The organism is Arthrobacter sp. StoSoilB19 (assembly GCF_019977275.1).
GTDB lineage: Bacteria > Actinomycetota > Actinomycetes > Actinomycetales > Micrococcaceae > Arthrobacter.
Genome location: NZ_AP024650.1, coordinates 3,993,290 through 4,010,996 on the forward strand (window position 1 = coordinate 3,993,290; position 17,707 = coordinate 4,010,996).

The window sequence follows — 17,707 nt, forward strand, 5'->3', positions numbered from 1 at the left end:
CCATGCTGGAGCCCAAGACGATTGAGGCCATCGCGGACGAGCTGGTGGAAGCCGGCCGGACCCGCACCCCTGTCCCCCGCCTGACCGCCCGGTACCCGGAGATGACGGTGGAGGATTCCTACGCGGTGCAGCAGCTGTGGCGGCGCCGCAACGAGGACGCCGGCCGGACCCTGGTGGGGCGCAAGATCGGCCTCACGTCCAAGGCCATGCAGGCCGCCACCGGCATCACCGAACCGGACTACGGCGCCATCTTCGATGACATGGTGCTGGAGACCGGCTGCTCCGTTCGGTGGGACCAGTACACCCACCCGCGCGTGGAGGTGGAGCTGGCGTTCGTCCTCAGGGACGGACTTAAGGGCCCGGGCGTGACCATCTTCGATGTCCTGAAGGCCACCGACTACGTGGTTCCGGCCCTCGAAATCCTGGACTCCCGGATCGAGATGGAGGGCCGGACCATCGTGGACACCATCTCGGACAACGCCGCCATGGGCGCCATGGTGATCGGCGGCAACCCGGTCAAGCCGGACGCCGTTGACCTGCGCTGGGTCTCCGCCATCCTCTACAAGAACCAGACCGTGGAGGAAACCGGCGTGGCCGCGGGCGTGCTGGACCATCCCGCCAACGGCGTGCACTGGCTGGCCAACAAGATCGCCGCCCACGGCGACGCGCTCAAGGCAGGCGACATCATCCTGGCCGGCTCGTTCACCCGCCCACTGTGGGTGTACAAGGGCGACACCGTCCACGCCGACTACGGACCCCTGGGAGCTGTGACATGCCGTTTCGAATAGAAGACACCTTCCGCTCCGCCCTGGCTGCGCAAAAGCAAAAGGGAAAGGCAGGCCGCCCGCTCGCCGGGATGTGGGTGTGCTCCGGCAGCCCGCTGGTCGCCGAACTCTGCGCGGGGGCAGGGCTGGACTGGCTGCTGGTGGACGCGGAGCACAGCCCCAACGGCCTCGAGTCCATCCTCGCCCAGCTCCAGGCCATCCATGGCTACCCGGTCCACACCGTGGTCCGGCCGCCGGTGAATGACACGGTGGTGATCAAGCAGTACCTGGACCTGGGGGTTCAGAACCTGCTGATCCCCATGGTGAATTCGGTGGCGGAAGCGGAGGCGGCGGTTGCTGCCACCCGCTATCCGCCCCACGGCACCCGCGGCGTGGGCTCGGCCCTGGCCCGCGCCGCACGCTGGAACCGGGTCCCGGACTACCTCGCCCGGGCCAGCGAGACCATCAGCGTCACCGTCCAGATTGAATCGACGGCGGCCGTCGAGGCTGTGGAGGACATCCTCAAAGTGGACGGTGTGGACGCCATCTTCGTGGGCCCCTCCGACCTCGCCGCTTCCATGGGCCTGCTGGGACAGCAGGAACACCCCGAGGTGCGCGCCGCCGTCGAACACTGCCTGTCCGTTGCCAAGGCGGCCGGGAAACCCGGGGGCGTCAACGCCTTCGCTCCCGCCACGGCCGAGCACTACCTCGCCAACGGCGCGGACTTCATCCTGGTGGGCGCCGACGTCGCACTCCTCGCCCGCGGTTCCGAGGCCCTCGCAGCAAAGTACATTCCCCACGCCGACGGCGACACCCCCGCCAGCTACTGACCTTCCCTTCCTAAGGACTTGCCATGACACTTTCTGCGATCTCCCCTGCCTTTTCGCCGGAGCATGAAGCCTCGCTCCTGGCTTCCGTCCCTACCGGCCTGCTCATCAACGGTCAGTGGCGCGAGGCGTCCGACGGCGGCACGTTCGATGTGCACGACCCCGCCACCGGGGAGGTGCTCGCCACCCTCGCCTCCGCCACCAGCGAAGACGCCATTGCCGCACTCGATGCAGCCGACGCCGTGCAGGCGTCCTGGGCGCGCACCGCACCTAGGACCCGGGCCGAGATCCTCCGGCGGGCCTTCGACCTGGTGACCGAGCGGGCCGAGGACTTCGCCCTGCTGATGACCCTGGAAATGGGCAAACCGCTGGCCGAGGCCCGCGGTGAGGTCACCTACGGGGCGGAGTTCCTGCGCTGGTTCGCGGAGGAAACCGTCCGCGATTACGGCCGCTACCTCACCACCCCGGAGGGCAGGAACAAGATCCTGGTCCAGCACAAACCCGTGGGCCCCTGCCTGCTCATCACCCCCTGGAACTTCCCGCTCGCGATGGCCACCCGCAAGGTCGCCCCCGCCATCGCCGCCGGCTGCACCATGGTCCTCAAACCCGCCAAGCTCACCCCGCTTACGGCGCAGTACTTCGCCCAGACCATGCTCGACGCCGGCCTTCCCGCCGGGGTCGTCAACGTCGTCGCATCCTCCTCCGCGTCCGGGATCTCCGGCCCGCTCCTGAAGGACTCAAGGCTGCGGAAGGTCTCCTTCACCGGCTCCACCCCCGTCGGCAAGCGCCTCATGGCAGACGCCGCGCAGAACGTGCTGCGCACCTCGATGGAGCTCGGCGGGAACGCGCCGTTCATCGTCTTCGAAGACGCCGACCTGGACAAGGCCGTCGAAGGGGCCATGGCAGCCAAGATGCGGAACATGGGCGAAGCCTGCACCGCGGCCAACCGGTTCCTGGTCCACGAATCCGTGGCGCAGGAGTTCACCCGGAAGTTCGCCGCCGCCATGGGCGCCCTGCACACCGGGCGCGGCACCGAGGCGGCCACCCAGGTGGGACCCCTCATCGACGCGGGCGCCCGTGATGAGGTGCATGCACTGGTGAGCGCCGCCGTCGACGCCGGAGCAGTGGCCGTGACCGGCGGCGCACCGGTGGACGGAGCGGGCTACTTCTACCAGCCCACCGTCCTGGCCAACGTGCCCAACCACGCGGCGATCCTTGGCCAGGAAATCTTCGGCCCCGTAGCCCCGGTGACCACCTTCAGCACCGAGGAAGACGCCATCCGGCTCGCCAACAACACCGAATACGGTCTGGCGTCCTACCTCTTCAGCCGCGACTTCAACCGCCTCCTGCGCGTCGCGGAACAGATCGAATTCGGCATGGTCGGGTTCAACGCCGGCGTCATCTCCAACGCCGCCGCACCCTTCGGCGGCGTCAAGCAATCCGGCCTGGGCCGCGAAGGCGGCTCCGAAGGCATCGCCGAATACACCACCACCCAATACATCGGCATCGCCGACCCCTACGCCGGGTAACCGCGGGGAAGAAGCACCTGCCGCCCTGGTCGAAAGGGTGGCAGGTGCTTCTTGACGCGGGTCAGCCGACGCGGGTGTAGCTGATCTCGGTCGCCCCCGCCGGCGCCGCGGGAAGTGTCACGTACGTGCCCTGGGCCCTGTTGCCATGTCCGGGAAGGGCTCCGGGCACCGTGACGTAGCTGCCCTCAAGCTTCGGCGATACCTCCGATCCGGGTGGCAACGTAACGTAGCGGCCCCCTCGGGAGATGTCGGTAGGTGCTGTTGCGGGCGCTTCAGTGAGCTCGGACTCTACGGTCATGGTGTTCTCCTGCTTGTCGGGGGCGTCGACGACGCAAAACCCAGCACCTGTGCGCCGTGGAGAAATAAGGGCCGCGGTACCGCTGGTGGGCGTTTGACGGGGTCGTTTGCCTGGATCCGGGGAGGAGTTACCCGGCGGTTCTCGAGGGCTTCGCCGGCCTGATCCCCACCCTAAGGTTTAATCTGACAAGTTCACAATAAGGCGGGCTGATTTTTACGCCGTTCCCTCTCCGCCAACAGTCCTGCGCACAAACACAAGAGCGGGGGCGGGCACTCACCCAAACTGGGGAGTAACCCGCTACGCCGACCGGCTGGCGTCCTCGCCTACTCGATGTGGAGTATCCCTTGGAAACGTACGATGCACTTCTTGCCTCCATTGCCCCCGCTGCCGGCACTGGCCGGACCATCCTCAATCCGGCCACGGGCGAACCGGTAGGCGAAGCCCCCGTCCACAGCCTCGATTACCTGGAAAGCGCCGTGGCCGCAGCCGTGGCCGCGCAGCCAGCCTGGGCTGCCCTGGGCCACGACGCAAGGTCCGCCGCGCTGCTCAAGGCAGCCGACGCCGTCGAACGCTCCGCCGAGGAACTCGCCCAGCTGCTCTCCCGCGAGCAGGGCAAACCGCTGAACGGCCCCAACGCCCGCTTCGAAGTGGGCGCCTGCGTCGCCTGGCTCCGCGCCACGGCCGGCCTGCCGCTGGAACCGGAAACCATCGTGGACGACGGTGAGACCCGCGCTGAGCTGCATTACCGGCCCATCGGCGTGGTCGGGGCGATCGGCCCGTGGAACTGGCCCATGATGATCGCCGTCTGGCAGCTGGCGCCGGCCCTGCGCATGGGCAACACCGTCGTCGTCAAGCCCTCCGGCAACACCCCGCTCTCCGTGCTGGCGCTGGTCAAGGTCCTCAACGAAGAACTCCCCGAAGGCATCCTGTCCGTGGTGTCCTGCGGCCGCGAGGTGGGCGCCCGCCTCACCGACCACCCGGCGATCGGTAAGATCATGTTCACCGGCTCCACCGCCGGCGGCCGCGCCATCATCAAGTCCTCCGCCGACACCGTCAAGCGGCTCACCCTGGAACTTGGGGGCAACGACGCCGGCATTGTCCTGCCCGACGCCGACCCCAAGGCCATTGCCACGGACATCTTCTGGGGCGCCTTCCTCAACACCGGCCAGACCTGCGCCGCGCTCAAGCGCCTCTACGTCCACGACGACATCTACGACGCCGTTTGTGACGAGCTCGTGGCGGTCGCCAAGCAGATGCCCATGGGCAACGGCCTGGACGAGAACAACGTGCTGGGACCGCTGCAGAACAAGGCGCAGTACGACGTCGTGGCCACCCTCGTGGAGGCGGCCAAGGCTTCCGGGGCACGCGTCCTGCTGGGCGGGAACCCGGATACCAGCCAGCCCGGCTACTTCTACCCCACCACCCTGGTGGCGGACATCGACAACGACAACCCGCTGGTGGCCGAGGAACAGTTCGGCCCCGCCCTGCCGATCATCCGCTACAGCAGCATCGACGAGGCGGTGGAAAAGGCGAACGGGCTCGACGTCGGCCTGGGCGCCTCCGTCTGGTCCCCCAACCTGGAAGCAGCCCGGGAGGTCGCGGCCCGCATCCAGGCCGGAACCGTGTGGATCAACCGGCACGGCGCCGTGGACCCGCGCATCCCGTTCGGCGGCGCCAAGCAGTCCGGCTACGGCGTGGAATTCGGCGTGGAGGGCCTCAAGGCCCTGGGCGTACCGCAGGTGATCAACGGCTGATGTTGACGCGGGAGCCCGGCACGCAAGGTTGCCGGCGCCGGGCTCCCGGGGCTTCGCGGCGCTACCCCATGGCCGGGGCCGTGGACGTCCGGCCGGCGAACTGCCGGCGGGCCCACCGGGCAAGTTTCTTGCCCTTGCCCTTCCACCAGTTGTCCTCGTCCTGGTTGTGGTGGAACCGGAAAACAATGGCCACCAGGACAAACATGCCCATCACCACGTCCACCCAGGAGGACACCACCAGGGCGATGAAGACGGTCATGGCATTGGCCACGATCGACGGGATCGCCAGGGTACGGAAGACGGTGCTGGCCACGTAACGCCGGTGGGACCGCGGGACGGACAATTCACGGACCATGTCAAAGCAGACGCAGACCACAACAATGGTCTGCCCGATGGCCAGCAGGATCTGCCCCGGCAAGGAGCTGCTGAACGCGGCCACGGATTCCATCCCCGGGCTCATGGCCGGACCCGGGTTGAAGCAGCTTCGCTGAGAACCTTAAACACGAAAACCCCCAGAAATTGCGGAACCATCGCCGCTGATCCGGCGATGGTTCCATTCAAATTCCAGGGGGCTTTTCCGTCACGAGTAGCGGGTACTCATATTTGTCCGGGGCACCGGGAAACGCTACCTGCTCTCCGGCATCCCGTTATTGTCCGATCGCCCGGGGCCGCCACAACATGACCGCCTGTGACCGGGGCCGGGGGCGCTGGCCACGGGCCAGGCTCACCACATCGCCCGCGGCGCCGGCGGCGAAGATGCGCGAATCCACGGAACGCGGCCGCCGCCCGAGTTCCTCGGTGAGTTCAGCGATCCGGCTCTGGAGGGCTGCCACCTGGTTTTCGAGTTCCAGGATGCGCTTGATCCCCTCCAGCGACACACCTTCGTGCGACAGCCGCTGCACTTCCCGCAGCATGTTCACGTCACGCTGCGAATAGCGCCGGGACTTTCCGGGGGCACGGCTGGGCTTGACGATGCCAAGCCTGTCGTACTGCCGCAGGGTCTGGGGGTGCATGTCCGCCAGCTCTGCCGCCACCGAAATCACAAAGATCGGCTGGTCAGCATTGATGTCCACGGCTCACCTCCGCGCCTAGAGCCGGGCCTTGGCTGCCAGGCCCTCGCGAACGTCCGCCGACGACGTGGCCTCGGCGAACGCCTTGACCGCAGCTTCGGCATCCTTGTTGAGATTCTTGGGAACCGCGACGTCGATCGTCACCAGCAGGTCGCCGGTGGCCTTGGGCGTCTTGACGCCTTTGCCCTTGACCCGCAGGGTACGGCCGGACGGCGTGCCTGCCGGGACGCGGACCTTGACCTTGTCGCCGTCGATGGTGGGAACTTCGATGTCCGCGCCCAAAGCAGCCTCCGGGAAGGTGACGGGGACGTGGATCCGGAGGTTGTCGCCGTCGCGCGTGTAAAACGCATGTGGCTGGACCGACACGGAGACCACCAGGTCACCATTGCCGGCGGGACCGGGCTGGCCCTTGCCACGCACGCGGACCTTCTGGCCGTCCTTGATACCCGCGGGAACCCGGACATCGATGACCTCGCCGCTGGGTTCACGCAGGCCGATGGTGGTGCCGCGGATGGAGCCGGCAAAGGAGATGCTGGTCGACGCGGTCCGGTCGGCGCCCTTCTGCGGGGCGCGCTGGAATCCGGGGGCGCCGCCGAAGCCGCCGAAGAGGTCGGCGAACTCGGGCGGGATGCCGCCGGCGGAGGGATTGAAACCACCGGCGTGCCGTCCGGTATTGCCGGTGAACAGGCCGCCGAACATGTCCTCAAACCCGCCGTTGGGGGCGCCGGCGCCGCCGGGAGCAAAGCGGGCCCCGCTGCCCATGGCCCGGATGGCGTCATACTGCTGGCGCTCATCCGGATCCGAAAGCACCGAATAAGCCTCGGAGATGTCCTTGAACTTCCTCTCGGAAGCGGCGTTCCCCGCATTCGTATCAGGGTGGTGCTGCCGCGCAAGCTTCCGGTAGGCCTTCTTGATGTCGGCGTCGGAAGCGTCCTTGGCAACACCAAGGATCTTGTAAAAGTCCTTGTCCACCCAATCCTGGCTAGCCAATGGCGTTTCCTTTCAAAGTACAAAAGCGTTAGGGCGAGATTACCGCTGAACGCCGGAGCGGATGAGGGGGCCCGGGCGGGACCCCCTCATCCGCGGAGGCGATGGGCAACTAAGCCGGGACGGCCACGATCACCTGGGCTGCGCGGAGGACACGGTCGCCTGACTTGTAGCCGGAGCGGAGGACCTGGCTGACGGTGTCAACCTCGATGTCCTCGCCGGGCTGCTGGATCAGGGCTTCGTGGATCGTGGGATCGAACTCCACGCCGGTTTCGTCGATGCGGACCAGGCCGTAGGTCTTCAGCGCGTTCTCCAGTTTGGTGGCGATCGCGGCGAATGGGCCGTCGGTGAGGTCACCGTGCTGCCGTGCGGCGTCGACGTCGTCCAGGACCGGGAGCAGGGAATTCAGGACGCCGATGACGGCCATTTCCCCTGCCACGGCACGGTCGCGTTCAACGCGCTTGCGGTAGTTGACGTACTCAGCCTGAAGACGGAGCAGGTCGTTGCGCAGTTCGGCTGCCTCGGCGCCGGCGGACCCTGCGGGGGCACCCTGGGCCACGGATTCCTCGGCCGGCACGTCCACGCCGTTGAGAATCTCCTCGGCCTGGGCCAGCGCGTCGCCGTCGGAATCTGCTGCCCCGGCCCGGGAACCGGCCCCCGGAGCGGACTGGCCGCCCTCGGGGTGCCGGGCCTGCCCGGTCACCGGGTCAACCTTGCGGTTGTCCCGGATGACGGGCTCCTGGCCGTTGCCCTGCGTGTTCTGCTGGCTTGCGGATGTGTTGTGCTCTTCCTCGTTACCGTGGTGCGGCATGGGTTACTTCTTCGCTTCGTCTTCGTCGATGATTTCGGCGTCGACGATGTCCTCGTCCTTGGAACCTGCCGAAGCTCCGGCGGCACCTTCAGCACCTGCAGCACCTGCAGCGCCTGCGCCGTCCGGCGAACCGGCCTGGGCGTAGATGGCCTCGCCCAGCTTGGTCTGGGAAGCCTGCAGCTTCTCGAACGCGGACTTCACAGCGGCGTCGTCGGTGCCCTCAAGGGCCTTCTTGAGGCTGTCGACGTCGGCCTGGACCTCGGTCTTGACCTCTTCGGGCAGCTTGTCCGCGTTGTCGGCGATCAGCTTGTCCACGGAGTAGGCAAGCTGCTCGGCCGTGTTGCGGGTGTCGGTTGCCTCGCGGCGCGCCTTGTCCTCGGCTGCGTGCTCCTCGGCGTCGCGGACCATCCGGTCGATGTCTTCCTTGGAGAGGCTGGAGCCACCGGTGATGGTCATGGACTGCTCCTTGCCGGTGCCCTTGTCCTTGGCGGAGACGTGCACAATGCCGTTCGCGTCGATGTCGAAGGTGACCTCGATCTGCGGAATACCGCGCGGTGCCGGGGCGATGCCGGTGAGTTCGAACGTGCCCAGCGGCTTGTTGTCGCGGGTGAACTCGCGCTCGCCCTGGAAGACCTGGATCGCCACGGACGGCTGGTTGTCATCCGCCGTGGTGAAGGTCTCGGACCGCTTGGTGGGGATGGCGGTGTTGCGCTCGATCAGGTGCGTCATCACGCCACCCTTGGTTTCGATGCCGAGGGACAGCGGGGTGACGTCGATCAGGAGGACGTCCTTGCGCTCACCCTTCAGCACGCCGGCCTGCAGGGCTGCGCCGACTGCGACGACCTCGTCCGGGTTCACGCCCTTGTTGGGCTCCTTGCCGCCGGCCAGTTCCTTCACCAGGTCGTAGACGGCGGGCATACGGGTTGAACCGCCCACCAGCACGATGTGGTTGATGTCGGAGAGCTTGATGCCGGCTTCCTTGATGACGTCGTGGAACGGCTTCTTGGTGCGCTCCAGCAGGTCCTTGGTGAGGTCCTGGAACTTGGCGCGGGTCAGCTGCTCGTCCAGGTGGACCGGGCCGTCGGGGGTGACGGAGAGGTACTGGAGCGAGACGTTGGTGCTGGTGGAGGAGGAGAGTTCCTTCTTGGCCTGCTCAGCTGCTTCGCGGAGGCGCTGAAGGGCGATCTTGTCCTTGGAGAGGTCGATGCCCTTCACCTTGAGCTGGTTCAGCAGGTAGTCAACGACGCGCTGGTCCCAGTCGTCGCCGCCCAGGCGGTTGTCACCGGCGGTGGCGCGGACCTGGATGGTGGAGAAGTTGTCTTCGTCCTTGCCGACTTCCAGCAGGGAGACGTCGAAGGTGCCGCCACCGAGGTCGAAGACCAGGATTAGTTCGTCTTCCTTGCCCTTGTCCAGGCCGTAGGCCAGTGCCGCGGCGGTGGGCTCGTTGACGATGCGCAGGACGTTCAGGCCTGCGATTTCGCCGGCTTCCTTGGTGGCCTGGCGCTCGGCGTCGTTGAAGTAGGCCGGGACGGTGATGACGGCGTCGGTGACCTTTTCACCCAGGTAGGACTCGGCGTCGTTCTTCAGCTTCATGAGGATACGCGCGGAAATTTCCTGCGGGGTGTACTTCTTGGCGTCGATGTCCACCTTCCAGTCGGTGCCCATGTGGCGCTTGACTGAAGCGATGGTGCGCTCGATGTTGTTGACGGCCTGGCGCTTGGCGATTTCGCCAACCAGGACCTCGCCGGACTTGGAGAATGCAACGACCGACGGCGTGGTGCGGCCACCCTCGGCGTTGGCAATAACGGTGGGCTCGCCACCTTCGAGAACGGAGACGACGGAGTTGGTGGTTCCGAGGTCGATACCTACTGCACGTGACATGTGTTGCTTCCTTCTTTCCTTGGAAACTGGTTGGCGCCCTAAGCATTGAGCGTTCTGCACTCAACTTTACTCAGGGCGCCACCGATGTCAATCCAAAGTTGAGTGCAGTCCGCTCAACTTTGGATGCCGCGCCGGATAACAGCCGCGGTATTCCTTGGATTTCCGGGCTTTTGCGCGCAGAATTACGACGCCGGAAGGCGGGTTCGCTTTAGGAGAACGCGGCGCCGGGCTACTCAGCGCTCCGTGTCCCGGTCGCCGTGCAGCGGGCCGCGCTCTTCCGCCGTCGCCTGGACCTGGCGGTCGGTAAGCCCTTCACGCGCGGCCTCCTCTGTTCGGGCGCCGCCGGCTGTGCCGGCCTCCCCGTAGTCGCCTTCCTCGTATTCGCCGTCGGCAAGGTCCCGCCCGGGCCCGTTGACGGTACCGCCGGCGCCATGGTCCGCGTCCACGTATTGCCCGCCTTCGCCCGCACCTCCGGCAGGGGCCCCAACCGTTCCGGCATCGCCGTAGTTGCCTTCCGGATACTGGTCGTCCCGTTCGCCCGCCGGCCTTTCCACGGCTCCGGCATCGCCATAGTCACCATCCACGTACTGCCCGCCTTCACCCTCCAGCCCGGGTGCGCTGCTTCCCTTGCGGGGCTCCTCGGCTGCAACTTCAGGGTTCTCGGTCATGGTGCATCTCTCCTTCGAGGCTCCGCGTCCATGCGGGCGCACTGGCAGTCTATCGACGGCCCGCGCGCACCAACAGGGCTTCGCCGGCACCTATCGGGAGGCCCCTGCCGGCAGGCCGGCGATGCCTGCCAGGACGGCGAGGTGATGGTCGAAGAGGTCAGCGGGCGCATGGAAGGTATCCGGCCCGTACTGGTTGAACACCTCGAAGCTGACCGCACCAAAGAGGGAGCTCCACACCAGGACACCCCTCGCCACCAGTTCCTCCGGAAGGTCCAGGCCAAACTCGGAACGGATGGCGGCAAGGTCCCTGCCCAGGGTTGGCGGCAGTTGCGGTGCGCCTTCGGCCGGAACTGCCAGCTGCCCTGCCCGGGAAGCTGCGTCCAGGATGCCGATGAGGCTGACGATGACCCTGGTGCCCGGGCCCGTCGTGCGCTCCGCCGGGGCGCTGTAGCCGGGCACGGGGCTGCCAAAAAGGAGCGCGTAGCTGGAAGGCTCGCGCAGGGCCCATTCCCGGACCGCGCGGCCCAGCGCCCGGAAGCGGGCAGTGTGGTCATCCTCCGGCGCTTGGGCGACGGCGGCGTCCACCGCGTCCCCAAGCTCGCCGAAGGCGTCTATCAGCAACAAGGTCAGGAGCTCGTCCCGGCTCTCCACATAGCGGTAGACCGCGGAGGACACCACCCCGAGGTCCCTCGCCACCGCCCGCAGGGAGAGAGCGGCCGCACCGTGCGTTGCCAGGTGCTGCCGCCCCAGGCGGACGATATCCGCCACGGTTTGCGCCCTTGCCCGTTGCCGCGGGGTGAGGGGGCGGACAACAGTGCCGGCTGTTTTTTCGACGTCAGTCACGGGTCCAGCATGCCATAAACGAGAGCGCCGGAATCAAAAGAGAGCACCGCTCTTGACTTAGTCGGCGTATGGGGTCATGCTGTTTCCCGAGAGCGGTGCTCTCGGAAAAGGAACAAGGAGGCCACAATGGCAGATGTGTACGTAGTAACCGGAGCGGGACCGGTGGGGTGGACGGTGGCCGAACAGTTGGCAGACCTGGGACGGCAGGTGCGCGTCCTCACGCGGTCGGGCAGCGGACCACAGCACCCGCTGATCGAGCTCATGGCCGGTGATGCGAAGGATCCCGAGGTTCTGCGATCAGCCCTGGCCGGCGCCCGGGCAGTCTTCCACTGCATTCACGGCTCGGCGTACACCGCCGCGGCATGGCGGGCGGAGCTTCCCGCCGCCGAGCAGGCGGTCCTCACTGCGGCGCACCAAGCGGGTGCCGTCGTCGTATTCCCGGAAAGCCTCTACTCCTACAGCGAGCCGGACAGCGTGATGACGGAGGGCAGCCCGCGCCACGCTGCGGGCGGCAAACGCGGGGTGCGGACGGAGCTGCTCCGGGCCCGCGAGGCCGCCACAACGCCAACGGTGAGCGTGGTGGCAGGCGACTTTTTTGGTCCCCGCGTCCGGATGGCGCACGGCGGGGAGCGCATGGTGGTGCCCATCCTGGCGGGGAAGAACGTCAGCGTGGTGGGCAGCTCACGGCAGCCGCACTCGTTCACGTACGTCCCGGACCTGGCCACGGCGATGATCGCGGCGGCGGACAGGCCCTCCGCCTGGAATGCCGTATGGCACGCCCCCACGGGTCCGGCCCTTACCCAGATGGAGCTGGCCCACGCCTTCGCCGCCGCGGCAGGACGGCCGGCGCCCAAGGTGCGCGCCCTGCCCGGCTGGACCCTCCGCACCGCCGGGATGCTCTCAACCGACGCCCGCGAGCTGGCCGAGATGCTGTACCAGTTTGAGCGGCCGTTCATCATGGACTCGGCCGCGTCCCAGGCTGCCCTGGAAGTCGGTCCGACTCCGCTGGAAACGGCTGCTGCCGCCACCGTGGACTGGTGGCGGCAGCAGGGTTAGTGCTCCGAGGTTTAGCGCTTTGGCGCAGGGTCAGCGGCTGGGCACTTCTTCCAGCGGCTCGACGCCGGGCTCCCGCGGCCGGGCTGCATTCCCGCCGTCCGCGCGCCCCAGCTTGCTGGGCCACCAGATCTTCGGTCCGATGTCGTAGGCCAGGGCCGGCACCAGCAGCGAGCGCACCAGGACGGTGTCCAGCAGCACACCGAACGCCACTATGAACGCCAGCTGCACCAGGAACATGATGGGAATGACGCCAAGCGCTGCAAATGTGGCCGCGAGCACCACGCCCGCGGAGGTGATGACCCCTCCGGTCACCACCAGGCCACGGAGGATGCCGGGCCGGGTGCCGTGCTTGAGCGACTCTTCACGGACCCGGCTCATCAGGAAGATGTTGTAGTCCACGCCCAGGGCCACCAGGAACACGAAGCCAAACAGCGGAACCGTCGCATCCGCGCCCGGGAAGCCAAGGATGTTGTTGAAGACAAAGGCCGACACACCGAGCGCCGCCGCGTAGGAAAGCACCACGGAGAGCACCAGCAGGACCGGGGCCACGATCGAGCGCAGCAGCAGCATCAGGATGAAGAGGATCACCACCAGGACCACCGGAATGATGACCACCAGGTCGTGCTGGGCGGTGGTGTTGGTGTCCAGCGCCGTAGCGGTGACGCCGCCCACCAGGGCGCCGGGATCGACGGCCTTCACCCCGGCCCGCAGCGCCTTGACGGTTTCCTCCGCTTCCAGCGAGTCCGCCGCGTCGTTGAGGGTGGCGTTGATGATCACCTTTCCTTCGCGGACGTCCGGGGCGCTGGGAGCCCCGGGGGCTCCGGTGATGGGGACGCTGCCCGGGCCCAGCAGGTAGGCCTCGCCCACGCCGTCGTCCGCTTTCACGCGGTCCAGCACCTCGGCGGCCTTGGCCTGGTCAGCAATCACGACGGCGGGGCTGCCGCTGCCGGCGTCGAAATGGCGGGCCAGTGCGTCCTGGCCGTCGACGGCGTTGGAGGCGGTGAGGATGACGTCGGTCTGCGGTACGCCGTTGGCCTTCAGCTGGAACAGGCCGCCTGCCGCAACCAGCAGCAGGAGGACCGAAGCCACCCAGACGGTCCTGGGCCGCCGCGCTACCAGCGAACCGGTGGCACGCCACAGCCCCTTCTGGCCTTCCAGGCCCGTAACCAGTTCGGGTTCACGCTGGTCTGCAGGGAGGAGCTTGGGACGGAACGGCCAGAAGGCTGCCCGGCCCAGCAGGGCCATCAGCGCGGGCAGCAGGGTCAGCGCTGCGAACAGGGCACACAGGATGCCTGCGGCCGCCACCGGTCCCAGCGCCTTGTTGGAGTTCAGGTCGGAGAAGAGCAGGCACAGCAGCGCGATGATCACGGTGGCGCCGGACGCCAGGATGGGCTCGAAGGACGCCTTCCAGGCGTTCAGGACAGCCGCGGTGCGGTTGGTGGTGTGGGTGAGCGCTTCCCGGAAGCGTGCCACGAACAGCAGGGCGTAGTCCGTGGCCGCACCGATTACCAGGATGGAGAGGATGCCCTGGCTTTGGCCGTTGAGCTGGATCCAGCCGGCTTTGGCCATGCCGAACACCAGCAGGATTGCTGCGCACAGGGCAAACACGGAGGTCAGCAGCACCATGATGGGCAGCAGCAGGGACCGGTAAACGATGAGGAGGATGACGAACACCGCGGACAAGGCCACCAGCAGGAGGATGCCGTCAATGCCGCCGAAGGCTGCGGTGAGGTCGGCGGCAAGGCCGGCGGGGCCGGTCACGAAGGTCTGGGCACCTGCCGGGGCCGCTTCTGTGACAGTCCCGCGGAGTTCCTTGACCGCATCCTTGAGCTCAACCGAGGACCCCACCGGGACCACGAACTGCACCGCCTTGGCGTCCTTGGAGGGAATCGGGCCGATCACCGTGCTGCCCAGTTTGAGGTCTTCAAGGCTGGTCTTGAGCGTGGCCAGCTCCCCCAGCTGGGCGGGAGTGAAAGCCTCGCTTTTCTCGATGACGATGATCCCCGGGACCTCATCCGAGTCCCGGAACTTTGCCTGCCAGTCCTGCGCCTCGGTGGCCTCGGCGCTGGCGGGCAGGAATGACGCCTGGTCGTTGGAGGAGACCTCCTCCAACCGGCCGAAGGTGGGGCCGCCGACCCCGGCGAGACCCAGCCAGATCAGCACCAGGACGACAGGGACCAGCCAGCGCAGCCAGAAAGGGACTCGCTCCTTGGCAACTTTATTGCGGTTCATGGCGCCTTCCATCGATAAGCGGGCGGAGTAGTATTTGTTCCAGCATAGATTATCTCCACCATAGAGATAAGTGGCTGCCAAGCTTTTTTCGGCAGGTAGGGGACGAATGCCGGGCCTGCAGTAATATCCGTCAGTACGGCCGGACGGAAGTGTGGGCGTGGAACCAGGAAGGCAGGGAGGTGGGCATGGCACGCAAGACGTCAGCTGGCGCGGCACCAGGACCATCCGGCGGCCCTCCCGGTGGTCCGCCACACCCGCTGATCCGCCTCCTGCAGGAGTTCACCATGGAGGCCAACCGCTATGTGGATGTCGCCGGCGGCAGGAAGGACATGCACCGCACGGACATGAATGCCCTCGCCGTCATCATGCGGCACACGGCCGCCGGGAGCGTGGTGACGCCCGGGGTCCTGCGCAAAGAGCTGAACCTGAGCTCGCCTGCCACCACCGCCCTCATCGACCGACTGGACCACTCGGGGCATATCGTGCGCGAGCGGAACAGCACGGACCGGCGCCAGGTCCAGCTGAAGATGACCCCCAAGGCCTTCCAGGACGGGGGCGCTGTCTTCGCTCCCCTGGCCCAGCACATGGGCAGCGCCATGGCGGACTTCTCGCAAGACGAGCTGGAAACAGTCACACGCTTCATGACCGCAATGGTGGAGGCCACGGTGGCTGCCCGGAGCGAGTCCGCCGATAGCTAGGTGACATTCCCGGAAGGCTCAGGAAAGGGCCGTTTCGGATGTCCGAAGACGGCCCTTCCTGCTTCCCCCAACCAGGGCGGCGCCCGGGGACTAAGGCGCCTTGGGTCGAAGCGCCACCAGCCACCCGGCCCACTCGCGGGCCGCACTGAAGTTCCACGTCTTCGCCCCGCTTGGCCCCGCTGCCGCCTGGATGCCATCCGCAACTTCGAAGCGGCGCGCACCGGTTTCCACTGCCTGGGACATCCCGGCCGGCGAAGTCAGGGTCACGGAGCTTGAGTTGACGCTCATGCATCCCACAAGCATCGCGTTCGCGGCCGTGGTGGCCACCGCTGGAATGGTTCCCGACGATGCCGCCGCGCCCGAGCCGGACGTGGCAGCGGTGTCGGGCCCTGAGGCGCCGGAATACCTGGCGATGCCTCCCCCGCTCGTCGTCGAAGAGGTGGTCCAGGCATAATCCGCCGGCTCGGTCCCGGTGGCGACTTTGTAGTAGCCGTAGACCTTGGGGTTCGCGATATTGGTCACCGATGCCAGCACTGTCCACCCGGCGGGGACACCTGACGTTGCGATGGTACCGCCCGTGAGGGACACGCAGCTGACCAGCAGGTCGCCCTGGGCGACATTGGCCGGCTTGGGGATCCTGAGGGTGGTGGTTGCCGTGGTGTTCACGGCCTGGCTCACTGACTCGCGGACGATGGTGCCGCCGCCGCCGGTGTTGCCGGAGGTGACGCTCCAGGCCTGCGTGGCCGCCGTGGCGTCCGTATTGCCGGCGGCGTCGGTGGCCCACACGCTGAAGTTATGCGATGCAACCGCCAGTCCTGAGTACGTCTGTGGCGAGGTGCACGCTGTCCGCGCCGCCCCGTCCAGGCTGCACTGGAAGGTTGAATTGGCCTCACTCGAGGTGAATGCGAAGGAGGCACTGGTCGACGTCGTTGTCGCGGGCGGTCCGGAAGTGATGGTTGTCTCGGGCGGCGTGGTGTCCCCCGGCGGAGGCGGAGTGGAGGTGCCGGCCCCGATCTTCCGGGGGTCGTAGGCCGCATCGACGAGCAGGGCAGGTACGTAGGCGGCTGCGATGGACTGCCATGGTACGAGCTTGAAGTTCTGCTTGCCGGTGTCGTTGCTGGTGTCCTGGGTGACAAAGAAACCCTGGGGGAACGGGCCCCCAACCCCGAAGTTGGTGACGTCTATGCCGTCCATGCCCGTGACAGCATCGATTCCGTTACCGGCCGGGATGGCGAAGGCCCCCAATGGCCGGTTGTCGTCGCGGGAGTAGACGTGGAACCGGTTGGAGCCCTGGCTTGCTGCCAGCAGGTAGCCGGCGCCCCCGCTGCCGTAGTAGATGCTGATGCCCTTGATGTCCTGGACGATGTCCCCGCCGTTCTCGGTGGTGCTGACAACCTTCGTCCCCGCGGTTGAATCCCCGGGTTCAGCCCCGTACCGCCAGATTCCGCCGATATCCTCCTGCGCAATGTAGAGCCGCTTCATCTCGTCGTCGGCCACCAGGCCCTCGGTGTGGGCGGGGCCGCTTACAGTCCAGCTGCGCACGAGCTTGCCGGTGACCGATCCGGTGGAGCCGTCAAGCTCCCACTGCTCGACCTTGCCAACGTCAGTAACGTAGGCAAAGTACTTGCCGGTGTCCGGCGAGTGATAGAAGGAGAACCCGCGGGGTGTGGCGATGTTGGAGGTCGGCGCAAAGCTGCCCACCTTGGTGAGCGAACGGTCGGCCTCGTTGACCTTGTAGAAGTCAAGGCTCCGGACCCGGTTGCTGACACCCACCAGGCCCACTCGGCTGCTGCCGAGGGGAAAGTTGTAGCGGACGTCCACATTGTTCATCCGCCCATCGGGGTAATAGAACAGTTCCCGGCCCGACAGGTCATAGACCACCAGACCGTGGCCATCCGTGCTCTTGTCCGTGCCGATGATGGTGCTCTTCGACGGGTCGGTGGGATGGATCCAGATCGCTGCGTCGTCCGCAGCGTCCCCCGTTCCGTGCATTGGGGCAGTTTCCACCGTCGCATTCACCTGTGCCACGGCCGCTTTTGCCGCCGGGGCACCCAGTCCCGCGAGCAGTCCGGACAGCAGTCCGCCTACCGTCAATGCGGCAGCCAACCTCGATTTGAGCGTCACTCTTGCCTCCCCAATACTGGTTGCCGCACCTATTCGGCGGCAACGGCGGTGTCATGGAACGTCCAGCGAGGTCAGGAGCCCGGCGCCGGCTGGAGGGCCATCGTATTCCCGGCCGCAGGCAGGGGGGTACGGGGATAGCACCCATACCTTCGGGCCCGCCTTCCG

At 67.0% G+C, this 17,707-nt stretch carries 16 protein-coding genes; 6 read left to right on the top strand and 10 right to left on the bottom strand.

Translation table 11 applies throughout. The annotated features are described in order from the left end of the window. The first annotated feature begins 2 nt into the window (after positions 1 to 2). The 3 genes from hpaH to LDO86_RS18485 are packed head-to-tail and all read left to right on the top strand — an operon-like array spanning position 3 to position 3,120. On the top strand, positions 3 to 788 hold the full coding sequence (gene hpaH, locus LDO86_RS18475) for a 2-oxo-hept-4-ene-1,7-dioate hydratase (protein ID WP_018770013.1): 786 nt from the start codon (positions 3 to 5) through the stop codon (positions 786 to 788). Next, a complete protein-coding gene (locus tag LDO86_RS18480) occupies positions 773 to 1,594 on the top strand; it encodes an HpcH/HpaI aldolase/citrate lyase family protein (RefSeq protein ID WP_026265890.1) in 822 nt (273 codons plus the stop codon). The genes hpaH and LDO86_RS18480 overlap by 16 nt, the downstream gene beginning before the upstream one ends. A gap of 23 nt (positions 1,595 to 1,617) precedes the next feature. Beyond that, the gene (locus tag LDO86_RS18485) at positions 1,618 to 3,120 is read left to right on the top strand and encodes an NAD-dependent succinate-semialdehyde dehydrogenase (protein WP_018770011.1); all 1,503 of its coding nucleotides are present in this window, start codon (positions 1,618 to 1,620) and stop codon (positions 3,118 to 3,120) included. A gap of 61 nt (positions 3,121 to 3,181) precedes the next feature. Here the strand turns inward: LDO86_RS18485 and LDO86_RS18490 are convergent, their stop codons facing one another. Continuing rightward, complete coding sequence (locus tag LDO86_RS18490) at positions 3,182 to 3,418, bottom strand: hypothetical protein (protein ID WP_018770010.1); 237 nt, start codon at positions 3,416 to 3,418, stop codon at positions 3,182 to 3,184. 344 nt (positions 3,419 to 3,762) lie between these two features. On the opposite strand from LDO86_RS18490, the gene LDO86_RS18495 reads away from it, so the two are divergent. Continuing rightward, the gene (locus LDO86_RS18495; protein WP_018770009.1) at positions 3,763 to 5,172 is read left to right on the top strand and encodes an aldehyde dehydrogenase family protein; all 1,410 of its coding nucleotides are present in this window, start codon (positions 3,763 to 3,765) and stop codon (positions 5,170 to 5,172) included. Between the two features lie 61 nt (positions 5,173 to 5,233). On the opposite strand, the gene LDO86_RS18500 is transcribed toward LDO86_RS18495, so the two are convergent. From LDO86_RS18500 to LDO86_RS18530, 7 genes are all read right to left on the bottom strand, one after another. Continuing rightward, entirely contained in the window at positions 5,234 to 5,632 is a 399-nt protein-coding gene (locus tag LDO86_RS18500; RefSeq protein WP_223992900.1) for a hypothetical protein, read from the bottom strand. A gap of 187 nt (positions 5,633 to 5,819) precedes the next feature. Further along, the gene (locus LDO86_RS18505) at positions 5,820 to 6,245 is read right to left on the bottom strand and encodes a helix-turn-helix transcriptional regulator (protein WP_018770007.1); all 426 of its coding nucleotides are present in this window, start codon (positions 6,243 to 6,245) and stop codon (positions 5,820 to 5,822) included. A 15-nt stretch (positions 6,246 to 6,260) separates the two neighbouring features. After that, on the bottom strand, positions 6,261 to 7,232 hold the full coding sequence (locus LDO86_RS18510) for a DnaJ C-terminal domain-containing protein (protein ID WP_026265889.1): 972 nt from the start codon (positions 7,230 to 7,232) through the stop codon (positions 6,261 to 6,263). Between the two features lie 109 nt (positions 7,233 to 7,341). Beyond that, positions 7,342 to 8,040: a nucleotide exchange factor GrpE gene (locus LDO86_RS18515; RefSeq protein ID WP_018770005.1), complete on the bottom strand. Its 699-nt coding sequence runs from the start codon at positions 8,038 to 8,040 to the stop codon at positions 7,342 to 7,344. 3 nt (positions 8,041 to 8,043) lie between these two features. Then, the gene (dnaK, locus tag LDO86_RS18520; protein WP_018770004.1) at positions 8,044 to 9,921 is read right to left on the bottom strand and encodes a molecular chaperone DnaK; all 1,878 of its coding nucleotides are present in this window, start codon (positions 9,919 to 9,921) and stop codon (positions 8,044 to 8,046) included. A 233-nt stretch (positions 9,922 to 10,154) separates the two neighbouring features. After that, entirely contained in the window at positions 10,155 to 10,589 is a 435-nt protein-coding gene (locus tag LDO86_RS18525; protein WP_026265888.1) for a hypothetical protein, read from the bottom strand. A gap of 90 nt (positions 10,590 to 10,679) precedes the next feature. Continuing rightward, entirely contained in the window at positions 10,680 to 11,432 is a 753-nt protein-coding gene (locus tag LDO86_RS18530; RefSeq protein WP_018770003.1) for a TetR/AcrR family transcriptional regulator, read from the bottom strand. Between the two features lie 126 nt (positions 11,433 to 11,558). On the opposite strand from LDO86_RS18530, the gene LDO86_RS18535 reads away from it, so the two are divergent. Continuing rightward, entirely contained in the window at positions 11,559 to 12,488 is a 930-nt protein-coding gene (locus tag LDO86_RS18535) for an NAD-dependent epimerase/dehydratase family protein (protein WP_018770002.1), read from the top strand. Positions 12,489 to 12,518: 30 nt separating this feature from the next. Here the strand turns inward: LDO86_RS18535 and LDO86_RS18540 are convergent, their stop codons facing one another. Next, a complete protein-coding gene (locus LDO86_RS18540) occupies positions 12,519 to 14,720 on the bottom strand; it encodes an MMPL family transporter (protein WP_018770001.1) in 2,202 nt (733 codons plus the stop codon). 185 nt (positions 14,721 to 14,905) lie between these two features. Here LDO86_RS18540 and LDO86_RS18545 point away from each other — a divergent pair, with 185 nt between their 5' ends. After that, positions 14,906 to 15,418: a MarR family transcriptional regulator gene (locus tag LDO86_RS18545; protein WP_051081386.1), complete on the top strand. Its 513-nt coding sequence runs from the start codon at positions 14,906 to 14,908 to the stop codon at positions 15,416 to 15,418. A 90-nt stretch (positions 15,419 to 15,508) separates the two neighbouring features. Here LDO86_RS18545 and LDO86_RS18550 read toward each other — a convergent pair whose 3' ends face one another. Further along, a complete protein-coding gene (locus LDO86_RS18550) occupies positions 15,509 to 17,542 on the bottom strand; it encodes a phytase (protein ID WP_196804765.1) in 2,034 nt (677 codons plus the stop codon). Positions 17,543 to 17,707 lie beyond the last annotated feature (165 nt).